Source organism: Paenibacillus thalictri (genome assembly GCF_004307995.1).
Lineage (GTDB): Bacteria > Bacillota > Bacilli > Paenibacillales > NBRC-103111 > Paenibacillus_AF > Paenibacillus_AF thalictri.
The window spans coordinates 121,571-134,366 of sequence record NZ_SIRE01000017.1 but is presented as its reverse complement, the minus strand read 5'-3'; the positions used below and the strand labels follow the sequence as shown (position 1 = coordinate 134,366).

At 53.0% G+C, this 12,796-nt stretch carries 8 protein-coding genes and 1 pseudogene; 3 read left to right on the top strand and 6 right to left on the bottom strand.

Translation table 11 applies throughout. The features are described 5' to 3' along the window. Positions 1–66: 66 nt before the first annotated feature. Entirely contained in the window at positions 67–1,152 is a 1,086-nt protein-coding gene (locus tag EYB31_RS23245; protein ID WP_131015810.1) for a lactonase family protein, read from the bottom strand. A 195-nt stretch (positions 1,153–1,347) separates the two neighbouring features. Between EYB31_RS23245 and EYB31_RS23240 the strand changes: the two genes are divergently transcribed. Both EYB31_RS23240 and EYB31_RS23235 read left to right on the top strand, forming a co-directional pair. Continuing rightward, positions 1,348–3,375, top strand: a complete 2,028-nt coding sequence (locus EYB31_RS23240) for an amidase family protein (RefSeq protein WP_206105488.1) — start codon at positions 1,348–1,350, stop codon at positions 3,373–3,375. 141 nt (positions 3,376–3,516) lie between these two features. Then, positions 3,517–3,768 carry a hypothetical protein gene (locus EYB31_RS23235; RefSeq protein WP_131015809.1) on the top strand — a complete coding sequence of 84 codons (252 nt, stop codon included), beginning with the start codon at positions 3,517–3,519 and terminating at the stop codon, positions 3,766–3,768. 917 nt (positions 3,769–4,685) lie between these two features. On the opposite strand, the gene EYB31_RS23230 is transcribed toward EYB31_RS23235, so the two are convergent. The 3 genes from EYB31_RS23230 to EYB31_RS23220 all read right to left on the bottom strand — a co-directional run bounded on the left by EYB31_RS23230 (position 4,686) and on the right by EYB31_RS23220 (position 7,182). Continuing rightward, complete coding sequence (locus tag EYB31_RS23230) at positions 4,686–5,777, bottom strand: Gfo/Idh/MocA family protein (protein ID WP_131015808.1); 1,092 nt, start codon at positions 5,775–5,777, stop codon at positions 4,686–4,688. Positions 5,778–5,788: 11 nt separating this feature from the next. Next, on the bottom strand, positions 5,789–6,388 hold the full coding sequence (locus EYB31_RS23225; protein ID WP_170318262.1) for a TetR/AcrR family transcriptional regulator: 600 nt from the start codon (positions 6,386–6,388) through the stop codon (positions 5,789–5,791). Positions 6,389–6,468: 80 nt separating this feature from the next. Then, positions 6,469–7,182 (bottom strand): MBL fold metallo-hydrolase, encoded by a 714-nt coding sequence (locus tag EYB31_RS23220; protein ID WP_131015807.1) that lies wholly within the window; start codon positions 7,180–7,182, stop codon positions 6,469–6,471. A 124-nt stretch (positions 7,183–7,306) separates the two neighbouring features. Between EYB31_RS23220 and EYB31_RS41705 the strand changes: the two are divergent. Then, positions 7,307–7,492 (top strand): annotated as a pseudogene (locus tag EYB31_RS41705) (transposase); the annotation flags it as partial. Positions 7,493–7,941: 449 nt separating this feature from the next. Here EYB31_RS41705 and EYB31_RS23210 read toward each other — a convergent pair. Together EYB31_RS23210 and EYB31_RS23205 are read right to left on the bottom strand one after the other, a co-directional pair. After that, positions 7,942–11,094, bottom strand: coding sequence for an alpha-mannosidase (locus tag EYB31_RS23210; RefSeq protein WP_131015806.1), 3,153 nt, complete (start codon positions 11,092–11,094; stop codon positions 7,942–7,944). Between the two features lie 309 nt (positions 11,095–11,403). Then, complete coding sequence (locus EYB31_RS23205) at positions 11,404–12,795, bottom strand: sulfatase family protein (protein WP_131015805.1); 1,392 nt, start codon at positions 12,793–12,795, stop codon at positions 11,404–11,406. Between the last annotated feature and the right edge of the window lies 1 nt (position 12,796).

Below are 12,796 nucleotides of genomic sequence, written 5' to 3'. Positions count from 1 at the left end.
AGCAATAAAACGGCTTTGCCCGCACAGGATCGTGCCGGACAAGGCCGTTTTATTATGAGGCCAAACTTATTCTTTCCAAAAACGCACGCAAACCCCTCTATCGGCTTCGGCACGATAACCGGTATCTTGCGGCACGCCGGTTTCCGAATCGATTTTGAAAACGACCAGATTGCCTGTGTCCTGATGTGCGGCGATCAAGAACCTGCCGTCAGGCGATAACGAGAAATTGCGCGGCACGGCGCCCAGCGAAGGAACGATGTCGATCAGCGTCAGTTGGCCGGTTGCGGCATCCGCCGCATAAACGGCAATGCTGTCGTGGCCGCGGTTGGAGCCGTACACGAACCGCCCGTCGGGTGTGATCGCCACTTCGGCGCACGTGTTTTCGCCCTGGAAATCGCCGGGCAGCGTAGAAATCGCTTGAGCCGCCGCAAGCCGGCCGCTTTCGGTATCCTGATTCAGCACGGTAATCGTGCAGTCCAGCTCGCCAATTACGTATGCGACCGGCAATTGTGGATGGAAGGCCATATGCCGCGGTCCCGAGCCGGCAGCAACGACGGTTTCACCGGCAGGAATCAGCTTCATGGCTTCAACATCCGGTGTGTACACCTTAATCCGGTCAATCCCCAGGTCCGGCACATAAACGAGGTTGTACCGGTCGTTTACGTAAGCGGAGTGCGGATAGGAACGGGTTTGTCTTTCCGGGTGAACGCTGCTTCCCTCGTGGGCATGAGAATCCGCCAAAACCCCTAAGCTGCCGTCTTCACGAACCGGCAGCATGCCGATCAAACCGTTCCTGTAGCTTGTGGCGACGACAAACCGCTTCAGCGGATCGAGCTGGATATGGCATGTTCCCGTGCCAACCGTAGCCTGGCGGTTGATGAACGACAGCTTGCCCGTTTCCGGATCAAACGAAAATGCGGACGCCACCGCCTTCGACTCCTGCTCCCCCGGCAGCACCGCCTCACCGATGGCATACAACCTTTTATTCTCGTGATCGACATCCAGAAAACTTGGATTTTTCGTATCGCTATAGCTGTCCAGCAGCGTGAGCTCACCTGTTTCATTATTCATGGAGTACACATATATGCCCGGATTTCCCGGTTCCGCGTAAGACCCGATAAATACGATTTGTCTGTTCGCATGATTTGCCATGCAGATCAGCCTCTCTTCCGTTTCCAATTTTTAACCGTTTACATGATCATGACCAGTGTATCCCATAGGGGTCGTACCGTCAATCGATTGCCTGTCAAAAAACCATGCGTATCGCTTATTGTCAGAGTATCCGTATATATGATAAATTTCGATTATTCTAAAGATTAAGAAATTGTGGAAGGAGCGCCGCCCGCCATGTCAAACGGACAACGCAGCAATCATACCAACGATACAAATCAACCGAAGGAACAACCGCTTTCGCAAGGAAATCTCGACGCTTCAAGATGTCCTCTTGGCGTTTGGGATCACCGCTGCTCTCCTGCCGAAATCGAAACAGCCGTCAATGCGGGTCTGTTGAGCCGGGACCTCCTGAGCCGCTCGGGATCGCACATCACCAGAGAGCAATTTGCCGCCATCATGGCCAGATCGCTTGAATTGGCCGGATTTTCGTTAAAACCCGCAGCATCTGCATTTTCTGACGCCCCGTATCGCGCCGGCATGGCCAAAACTCCGGTAGCAGATCTGTTAGATACCGAGCCGGGCAAAATGCAGCCAAGCGAACCCCTCACTAGAGATGAGGCGGCTTCCATCATCCAACGGGCACTCATGCTTTTCGCACGTAAGACGGCTGCATTCGAGGAGAATGATGTATCGCTTACCGACGATACGGCTGTCCCGCCGTGTTCGAACGATCCCGTTACCGTCGAGGAGGCGGCCGCCGCTGCCCTCCGCGTCTACAATCAGCTGCCGTTTGTGCTTGTCGAATCCACAATCCCGGCGCTTCAGGCGGCGATGACAACCGGAAAAATCACCTCCCGCCAGCTGGTGCAAATGTACCTTGACCGTATCGAAGCGTACGACCGTCAAGGTCCCAAATTGAATTCCCTGCTGGCCGTCAGTCCGACCGCCCTTGAAGAGGCGGCCCGGCTTGACGAGGAACGTGTGCGGCAAGGCCCTCGCGGTCCGCTTCATGGCATTCCGATCGTTCTCAAGGACAATTTTAATACAAAAGATATGCCGACAACCGGCGGAGCTGCCGCTCTGGAAAGTTTTATTCCCTCCGAAGATGCGGCCGTGGTGGCCAAGCTGCGCGCAGCGGGGGCAATCATTTTAGCCAAAGCCAACATGCACGAGTTGGCCATTACCGGAACTACCGTCAGCTCGCTGGGCGGCCAGACGCTGAATCCTTATGACCTGACGAGAACGCCGGGTGGTTCCAGCGGTGGCACCGGTGCCGCAGTTGCAGCCAGCTTCGCAGCCGCGGGAACCGGTTCGGATACGGTCAACTCGATCCGCTCACCTTCTTCGGCGAACAATTTGGTCGGCATCCGTCCTACAAAAGGATTGATCGAAACCGACGGCATCCTGCCCGTCTCCTTCACCCAAGATATGATCGGCCCGATAGCCCGAACGGTGGAAGACGCGGCAATTTTATTGGAGGGCATGATCGGAGGCGGTAAAGAGGCGGCACCGGGCACGGCCTGCTCCTCAGCCTCCCTTACGGATTCACTCGCGGAAAACGGACTGCGGGGAGTGCGTATCGGCGTTTTTCACAACTTTTTCGGAACGCTGCCGATTCACGAAGAGGTCAACAGGGTTGCTAATCAAGCCATACATGCAATGGAAGCCATGGGTGCGGAGATCGTCCCGATTACCATTCCAGGGCTGGATTCCGATAGGCTGATCGCCGGCGTGGACGTTCAGAAATACGAGCTGAAGGAGGAATTGAACCGCTACTTCGCCGCTTACGGCACACCGGTCCAATCGTTAGAACAGTTCATTGCCATGGATCTTCACGACAAATCCATTCGGGAAGCGCTGGAATCGGCACAAGCGGTGGAACGTCCGGCTGAGCAGATGGACTACCAGGACAGGCTTGCGCGCATTCAACAGCTCAAGGCACAAGTGCTCGACGCCATGGAAAGCAGCGGCGTTGAGGTACTGCTGTATCCGCTGCAAAAAAGACTGGTCGTCCCGATCGGCGAGTTTCAAGCCGACCGCAACGGCATCTTGGGCGCGCTAACCGGCTTCCCGGCCATCACATTCCAAGGCGGTTTTTCCGCACCCACGCCAACCGCGCCGATAGGCGTTCCCGTTGGGATTGAATTTTTGGGCAGACCTTACAGCGAAGCTTTTTTGATCAAACTCGCTTATTCTTTTGAACAGCAAACCCGGTACCGTACCACACCGCCTTCTACGCCGGAACTGGGAACAAGGGACTAACCGGGCAGCAGCCGGACAAAAACGCCAAAAATGTACTAGCCACCTAAACTTCTATCCAGAAATAAGGGCAAGTATACAGGAAACCTGAGCGAATGGTGCGTATAATGCTCATGCAACCTACCACAAAGGAGCTGAAATGAAATGAGTGATTTTTGTCCGACATGCCCAGCGCAAACCGTTGTCGACCCGCCAGTTACCTACTATCAGAACTACTTTCATCCGCAAGTCGTGACGGTCGTTCATCCGATCGAAGTCGTCAACCAACATCATTGCGTTCCTGTACCGCATCACGTTTACGCCTATTCGGAAAAAGACGTTATGTGCAGCAGCGTACGCTCGCGTAAACATGCCAAAAAAACCGGCGTTTCCTCCCGTAAAAGATCCGTAAAATAATATTCCGCACACATCGCATCAAACGATTAGACACGCATGCAAAGGGCTGCACCGATGACGGGCAGCCCTTGCAAACCGTGTTGTATTGGGTTGTTGTATTGGTGGAGTTCTACCGACCGCCGCACAGCGCCACGACCCAAGCTTGGGATCGCGCACGTTGTTCGTGAACAACCCGGCGCTCGCAGCCGGTCAGTCCACCACCGGATGCACGTATGCCGCCTTCTTCTCTTTCGTGAGATGACTTGTGGGGCATTCTGCGGGGCATTGCCGCTCATCTGGCTGCTGCCGGGACAAGCCTGGTACATCCCATGTTGTCAGGATAAGAAGTCAATTGACCAAAGTATCGTTACAGGAATCAAGTTTCTTTTATGCGTCGCGACCCGTTCTGAACATGGCCCCCTTCGGATGGATAACGGACTGAGGGGTGAGACTGTCGATTCATGGTACAACCCCCAACGTTGGAGCAACTCCTCTCTAACGGACATCAGCGCTGCAATGTAACCCAAATCCGAGGTTGGCTGCACGTAACGGACACCGGCGCTCTTAATTGGCCTACCATCGCGGTCTCCCCGACTTTTTTGGGCAAATAAGGTCGCGCCTGTCCGTTAAAAATGATAACCTCGATTTTTTAGCCAAATAGCGGCGCGCCTGTCCGTTAGCGTTAGAGCATGACGTTCCCAAGCATAAGGCCAATCTAGCGACGCGGATGTCCGTTACAGACAGCTAGCCAAAGATCAACTTACTTCAAGTTGAATCGAAATGGCTTTATTTGCTGCGTTCAAGCATGTTATGGTTCTGCTTCTACATAAACCCGATATGATTGCGCTGTTGCAACCCATACGCGATCCGAATACCAGCCATTTATCGCTAACCTGATAACATTGCCGGTTTGTCCCAAGTTCCCCGGTACCTATCCCTCACTCATTGACCGCGGCCCAAGGCTGCGTAATGGTCTGAACCGTCTCTCCGCTGAGAATCGCCTGCTCGATGCACATTCCGACATAATGATCCTGCGAAGCTTCCGGCAGCCCGTAGAAGCTAGGACCGCCCGCCGCATAATCGGCCATCTTCTGAAGACAGGTCGCGATGGCGATTTCGTCGTCGTACAAGCGCGCCGGAGCAAACGGATTCCGGTACACCCAGCTCTCCCCCGCAAGAATGCCTTGAAGGAAGTACCCTTCCAGATTTTCCGCTTCGCCTTTGTTGATCCGCTTCATTTCCAAATGCAGCGGAGTGGAGAAGTCGGCCAGCGTGCTCAGCCGCGTATCGAACAATTCGCCGCGTTCGCCGCGGACGGACAAATGGTTCGAGCGTGTCCATGAACGGTGCTGATTATTTGTGAAATCGTAAATGCCCAGCTTCCCTTCAAAATCAAGCCAAGCGATGTCGCGCGGCGCGGAGATCCGCTTCTCTTCCTTTGGCGGTCCGCTGCGGTCGGGACCGGCCAGCATCGGCGATTCGAAGCGCATACCTCGAATTGAAGCGTTCTCAAAAGTAACGCCCAGCATCGTCCGCATTAAGCTGACGGCATGATACGTTTGAGAAATCGATACCGTCGCCTCCGACACCGGTCCGAGCCGATCTGCGCTAATGATGCTCCGGCGGGCTGCATGCATCGGCTGGAATTGATACTGCTCCGCTACCTGGATGCGTGCGCCCTTGCGTGTCAATCGCTCATGCAGCGTATGCAGTCCAGCCAAGTCGGACGCCGGCGGCGTCTCTGTCAGTACGGGGATCCCGCGTTCGAAAAGCTCAAGCAAATAGTCCAAGCTCGCAGCTTTGCTGACGGACAATACGACATAGTCCATCTTCACCTTGTCTGCCAGTTCATCCAAACTTCGGTAGGTCGGAACACCCCAGAGGCGTTCCATTTCCAGCCCTTTTTGCTCGTCCCGCACCACCATCCCGCCGACCTGAAACCGTTCGGGAAGCGCTTTGGCTATCCGCAAATAAAATTGTGCGCGAAAACCGCTTCCTCCAATAATGCCAAATACTGTCGGTGCCGACATGCGCTCATCTCCTATTCGTTATCTTTTTCATTCCCCGCGGCCGCATAAAGACTGCGGATTCCCGCAAGAAATGTATCCAACAGCAGCTGAAAGCTGACTTCCGAATCAATCGCCATACCAAAACCGCCCTGCTGCTCAAGCGAAGCAAAGCCGTGCAGCAGACTGCGGAAACCGCGAACCGTATGAATCGCCATTTCATCCTTCAAGCCGTAAGGTTCCAGCACCCGCAGCACAAGATCGACAACCGTTTTCGAGACACGCTGCAATTCCTCATCCCGCTTCCAATCCGCGCCGCGCGAAAGCGCCTCGTACAAGCCGGGATGCCGCCGCACAAATCCAATGTATGCAGCAGCAATCGAGCGTACCGCATCGTCCTCCGACTTGCCTACGGCGGCCATCGTCAACGCTTGGGTCAGCCGTTCGGTGCCATAAATAGCCAGCTTCTTGCGAAGTTCGGGCAGTCCGTTGACGTGATTATATAACGAAGGCGTACGAATGCCCAGCTTTTTCGCTAGTTCCGCCAACGATACATTGTCAAGGCCGGTTGTATCGGCCAGTTCGGCTGCGGCTTGCAGCACGCTGTTTGGATCCAATCCCGCTCTTGCCATCATCATTCCTCCTAATTTAACTTAAACGATTTGAAAAGCTGTATTGATGCAAGTTTCTTCCTCTCCTGCATGGCTGAAAAGGCTTATCGCTTCTGCAGGTTACTTTCCGCCTCCGCAATCGCCCGGTCAAGCGCCGCCCCCGGCTGGCGCAGCATCGTTCCGTGACCGACGGCAAGCAGCTCCGGATGATAGCCGCGCAGCTTGCGTGCGCTGCTGCAAGCCGCTTCTTTATTCCAGGTCGCCCACGCCGGAAACGGGAACCAAAACTTCACTTGCCCCGATACGGCTATACCACCCCGCAGTTGCAAGGCATCTCCGGCAATAAGCGCTCCGCTGCGCGTATCAAGGAACGCCATCGATCCCGGTGTATGTCCGGGCGCCGACAAGGCCAACAAAGAACCGATGCGGTCGCCGTCCTCAAGCAGCACGTCCGGCCGCGTCTTTACGCCCGTAGGAACGCCGCCGCGAATCGGGGTTTGCGGTTCATCGCGGTCAAGCGATCTGTCTCCGGCGAGCAGCCGGGCATCTCTGCGCGAGATGTAGACGGGAACATCGGGAAGCGCCGCCTTGAGCCGGTCGAGCGCTCCGATATGGTCGCTGTGGGCATGCGTCAGCACGATACGCGCGAGCGGTTTGCCCATGTTCCGCGCAGCTTGCAGAATCGCATCGGCACTGTTCGGCAGCGCCGCATCAATCAACGTCAGCCCGTCTTCTTCTTCAACAAAATAACAATTCACCGGAAAGATTCGCGGCATAAAAGCCAACTGGATCAAATGGTTCTCCCGAGTCATTCGCATAACTAACCACTCCTTATAATTAACTAATGTCATTAGTTTTATGATAACTAACGACATTAGTTTTGTCAATCACCAATTTCCACTTGCTGCCGATTTTCATTTTTACGGCAAAGTACAACGACAAGCAGGCGACCTTCGCTTATACTCGCATGGCCGGCAGTTGCTCAGGCGGGCCGGTCTTAATCTGGCAGAATGCGCCTCGGGCAAGTTCAGAGGACAAATTAAGCTCTCCAAGCGCGGGGATAGCATGCTGCGTAACTATTTATTCCTGGGCATACTCAACCTTGTTCGACACAATGAAGATTTCAAACCATACATGCACAGAAAACCGAATTTCGTGTCCGTCAGGGCAATAAACCGTCAACTAAGCGCGGTCAGTCTCTACACCTTTGGACAGGGGGAACGAAGAAATGTAAGGACGAAGACCCCTCGAGTCACGGGAGGGTGACCCTACAGAGGCATAGCGGAGTCGTGCAGAATAGGGTAACACTGAAGTGTTATAAAATATCCACCTCCATTTTCAGAGTTTGTTCTCTTTTCGTAAGGCAACCAGCTCATTTTTTTCGAAAAAACGATTGTCTTTCTCCTTGAAGGAACGTCCTTTGGACTTGTTTGATCCAGCAGTCTAAAGCGGAGGCTGTGATCTCATATTCCTCCACAATTGCTGCTCTGGATTTTCCGTTTTCATATTCAGCACTACATGCCCTGGCCGATGCGCTGCTGCGCAACAACCAAGGCACAGAAGGAGACCTAGCCCCCTTACTTCCATCTCACTAAAAATGTTTTGATTTCGTACGGATTGAAATTTGTGGTGATAGACTCTGAGCTTCGCTGATCATCTATCGGTTGCTCCAGCAGATCGCATTCCTGCCACGATGCCAGAGGTAAGTCGCTTCGTATGGCCACCTCACCACGGCGTCCGGCGAACTCGTGAAGTCTGACAACAAAAGCGTCCCCTTCTTCGGCGAGTTTAACCGCATCAATCATGACGTTTTCGGTATCGGCGTGGAACAACGATAACCGATTTGACCCCGCATCGCAGCCCTTGACTGCAATAAACGGATTGTTGAGCGACCAAGCTGCTTGTGGCGTCCTTCCTTCGTACCAGTCGCCTTGATGCGGAAACAACGAATACGTAAACGTATGCTCACCGAGATCGGCCGTAGGATCAGGAACGATTGCCGATTTGATAAGCGTAAGCCTAATGACATTATTTTTGATATCGTATCCGTACTTGCAATCATTCAACAGACTTACACCGTAATGCCGCTCTGATAAATCCGCCCATTGATGTCCGATCGTCTCAAATCGCGCATAATCCCAGCTCGTATTCCAATGCGTCGGCCGTTGTACATTGCCAAATTGAATATCGTACGTCGCTGTAGTTGAGCGAATCGCTGTCTCGAATGCCGCCTTCAGCAGCTGACGGCGCTCCTGCCAATTCACCTGGGTCTGGAAATCGATGCGCCGGTCATTCGCGTAAACAACCATTCGCTGCTCGATGGTGGAGTCCATATAACGATAAGTAAATGTCAGTGCGGCGAACAACGGTCCAACCTCATCTGTTTGCACAGAAAGCAGCTCGCTGATTTCTTGTTTCTTCTCCTGATAAAAAATATCGATATCCCACGCATCGAAGCGGCTTGCCGGCTTATCCTCGAATACTTGCAACACATTGCCTCTTCCGCCCTTTTCCAGAACTTCCCGCATGGCTTCTTTATCGTAAATCCGTGTCAGATGCCCTTGTTTGTTCCACTCGATCCGGTAAATAGGGCTATCTACCGAGCCTTCATCGATATCGATTTGGAAAGCCGATGGCTGCATAAGCGATGTTGATCGATTTTCTGTCTTGATGACGTTATAGCCGATCGACGGCACTTTCTCGGCAAGCACCCAGACGCCGCCTTCTCCGGCCTGATTGTCCAGCTCACTTCCGTCGGCTGTGACAAAGGATTGGTCAGCAGCTGCGCCCGGAAGGAATACGAGTCCATCTTGATGCCAAGACCCTCCGTTGAACACAGTCCAACCTTGTGAAGCCGAATGGATATCACTTTCAGAACGACTAATTCCGGCCGTCGCTTCCTGAACGGCCTTAACGCCAATTTGTTCAGCCTCCGCATATTCCATACGCGAATCTTGGTACACTTCACGAATCGACGAGCCAGGGATAATGTCGTGGAATTGATTGCGTAAAATGATTTTCCAGCCTTCAGCCAGCTTCTCCGCCGGGTAGACATCAACGCCTTCTCCTTGCTGTGTGGCACACAAAAGCACAGACAGCCATTCCGCTTCACGGTACAACAGCTCCAGCTTGCGATTCATTTTTTTCGTGTAAGCTTGACTTGTATAAGTACCCCGATGATACTCTAAATAAAGCTCGCCATCCCACGTATGCACATATCCATCCGTCTCGGCAATTCGTTTCTGCAGCTTCTGAAAAAATTCGTCCGCCCGGCCCGTTTGCACATGAGGCACTCCAGGCATAGAATCCAGCCTTCGGCGCAATTCCAGCATTTCCCGATTTACACCACCGCCGCCGTCTCCAAAACCGTATGGGAGCAGCAGGTCGCGGTTGATCGCCTTGTCCTTATATTCATCCCATGAGCCCTTAACCGATCTTGCCGTAATTTTACCGTTATACGTATAACGTTCAGCACCGGCTTCGTTTTCAATCGGCGTTGTAATGAAATGCGTCAATACTTCCGAGCCGTCAATACCCTTCCAACGGAATGTATCATGCGGCATTCGATTGTACTGATTCCAGGAAATTTTCGACGTCATGAAGGAGTTAATACCGCATTTGCGGAGAATTTGCGGCAGCGCCCAGCTGTACCCGAATACGTCTGGCAGCCACAAAAAGGTGTTAACGACGCCAAACTCTTTTTGGAAAAATCGAATTCCGTATACCAGCTGCCTGACCAAGGATTCGCCGGAAGCCAAATTGCAGTCCGCCTCCAGCCACATGGCGCCGCCTGCTTCCCAACGTCCGTCCTTCACCCGCTCACTGATCTGTTTATACAAATCGGGATAATCCGATTTGAGATATTCGTAAAGCTGAGGCTGCGTCTGCAAGAACAAATACTCCGGGAACCGTTCCATCAGACGAAGCACAGTGGAAAACGAACGAGCCGCCTTCTCCCTCGTATGCTTCAATTGCCACAGCCATGCGACGTCAATATGTGTATGCCCAACGCAGGTTACGGTAACGGCATGCGTCTTCTCGCATTTCTCGAGTTCACTATGCAGCAGCGAGCACGCCTTCTCTACCGAGCGATAAAACGCCTCCGAGTGCGGCTTAGACCAGTCCAGCTCCAATACAGCCCGATCGAGCGCAGTCAATAGCGCATGTCGTTCAGGACGCGTATCGTCCAGGTTCTGTACCACTTGCAAAACAGCCCTGCCTGTAAAATACAAATCGTCTGCAGCCTTATCCAGCCAGCCGATGCGCGCCATCCTCAAACAATGCTCCATAACGCTCTGATGAAGGCCGCCCATGCCCGACCACAGCCGGAAGACTAACTTCGCCTTGGTCCCCGCCCAAAGCTCCCCAGGGAAGAACACTTCCTTATGGTTGCTGTCTACCCCTTGATAGGGCTCGCCGTTTACGAACAGGAGCGACTCGAATCCGCTATTGACGCCTCCGCCGCCGAAGTCGAACCGGCCGACAATATCTTTATCGCGCCATTCAGCCGGAAATTCCACTTCCGTTTGCAGCCACAAATACTTGTCGTGCCCTTCCCAATGGTGATCGGCGTCAACGGTACGCCATTCTCCCTCAGAAGATGGATACTGCCCAATCTCGCCACGCTCGTCATCTTTCACTTGCAATGGGAACAAGCTTTGTTCCTCGCGATACCGCATGGATTCCAATTCCGTTAACCGGGCTGATAACTTCTCCACAAGAAAAAACATGATGTGATCCCCTCTCCTCCTGGCAGCTTTCGTAATTTCACTGCCGTTTACATCTATTCTAGCAAAGCGGCTAATGATGTTTAATAGACGTAACTGACACATCGTTATCAACAATGTCATAATAATGCTATTGTTTCTCGCCAACAAACAACTAAGAAAAACTCCAATCGGAGTTTATTCTCAGATGCCAGATATCAGAATCCTTGTGCTCCGCTCAGATCAATCACACTTCCTGCTGACCAGCTGTTGCCATCCATTTATTGGACTATGAAAGGAGCTGTTGCATGGAGAAGCCGCTATTCCTAGATGTTATAGTTCATCCTTAAGCTTAGTTTTCAATCGGTCGAGCTCCGTCTTCAGCTCCATCACGATTCCCGCATACTCCGGCTGGTTATAGACATTGTTCAATTCATGAGGGTCCTTTTCCAGATCGAACAGCTCCCATTCCTTCGGCGTCGATCTGTCCGTCGTTCCGCTAGCGCCAAGAGCTTCGCCATAGTAGTAAATCAGCTTGTATTTTTCCGTGCGGACCCCATAGTGGCTGTACACACCGTGGATTTCGTCCAGATGCATCCAGTAGCGGTAATAGACGGACGTCTGCCAGCCTTCCGGCAATTCGCCTTTCAAGATAGGACGCAGGCTGCTGCCCTGCATCTCCTCAGGGATTTCCACGCCTGCATAATCGAGGAACGTCGGAGCGAAATCGACGTTCAGCGCAAACGCCTCTGAAACGGACGAAGGTGCGATCTCTTTTGGATAACGGATGAGCATCGGCATGCGCAGCGACTCTTCGTACATAAACCGCTTGTCATACCAGCCGTGATCGCCCAGATAAAAGCCCTGGTCGGATGTATAAACGACAATCGTATTTTCAGCCAAGCCTTCTTCATCCAAGTAATCGAGCAAGCGGCCGACATTCTCGTCGATGGAAGCGACGCAGCGCAAATAATCTTTAATAAACTGCTGGTACTGCCACTTCTTGCCCTCTAACGGCGAAAGCCCTTCAGGCGCGACATATTTCGCAATCCGCTTCGGCAAATCGCGGTCAATTCTCATCTTGGCTTCCCTTGCGGCTTCCGCCCTATTCGAGTAATCATCGTAGAACGTCACCGGCTCCGGAATCTCCAGATCCTCGTATAAATGCTCATGCTTCTTATCCGGATCCCATGGACCATGCGGCGCCTTATAATGGCACATCAGCAGGAACGGCTTATCTACGTCCCGATTCTTCAGCCATTCCATGGAAAGATCTGTCGTAATCGTCGTAACATAACCCGGTATCGTCTTCTTCTCGCCCATCTCGATAAATACCGGATCGTGATATTTCCCCTGCCCCGGCAGCACGCTCCAGTAATCGAAGCCTGTCGGGTCAGAATCGCCGCCATGCCCGAGATGCCATTTGCCGATCATCGCCGTTTGGTAGCCTGCACCTTGGAGAAGCTTCGGAAAGGTAACCTGCCGACCGTCAAAATGGTCCGCAAGCGTCTTCACGCCGTTCATATGACTGTATTTTCCGGAAAGAATGACCGCCCGACTAGGAGCGCAAATCGAGTTCGTGCAGAAGCAATTGTCGTGGCGCATGCCCCCCTCTGCAATCCGGTCGAGATTCGGCGTTTGATTGATTCGGCTGCCGTAGCAGCTCATCGCCTGGTATCCGTGGTCGTCGCTCATTACATAAATAATGTTAGGTCTGCTGCTCATA

Coding starts and splice junctions, on each gene's coding strand:
- EYB31_RS23245 (WP_131015810.1), bottom strand. CDS start 1,152: ATGGCAAATCATGCGAACAGACAAATCGTATTTATCGGGTCTTACGCG.
- EYB31_RS23240 (WP_206105488.1), top strand. CDS start 1,348: ATGTCAAACGGACAACGCAGCAATCATACCAACGATACAAATCAACCG.
- EYB31_RS23235 (WP_131015809.1), top strand. CDS start 3,517: ATGAGTGATTTTTGTCCGACATGCCCAGCGCAAACCGTTGTCGACCCG.
- EYB31_RS23230 (WP_131015808.1), bottom strand. CDS start 5,777: ATGTCGGCACCGACAGTATTTGGCATTATTGGAGGAAGCGGTTTTCGC.
- EYB31_RS23225 (WP_170318262.1), bottom strand. CDS start 6,388: ATGATGGCAAGAGCGGGATTGGATCCAAACAGCGTGCTGCAAGCCGCA.
- EYB31_RS23220 (WP_131015807.1), bottom strand. CDS start 7,182: ATGCGAATGACTCGGGAGAACCATTTGATCCAGTTGGCTTTTATGCCG.
- EYB31_RS23210 (WP_131015806.1), bottom strand. CDS start 11,094: ATGTTTTTTCTTGTGGAGAAGTTATCAGCCCGGTTAACGGAATTGGAA.
- EYB31_RS23205 (WP_131015805.1), bottom strand. CDS start 12,795: ATGAGCAGCAGACCTAACATTATTTATGTAATGAGCGACGACCACGGA.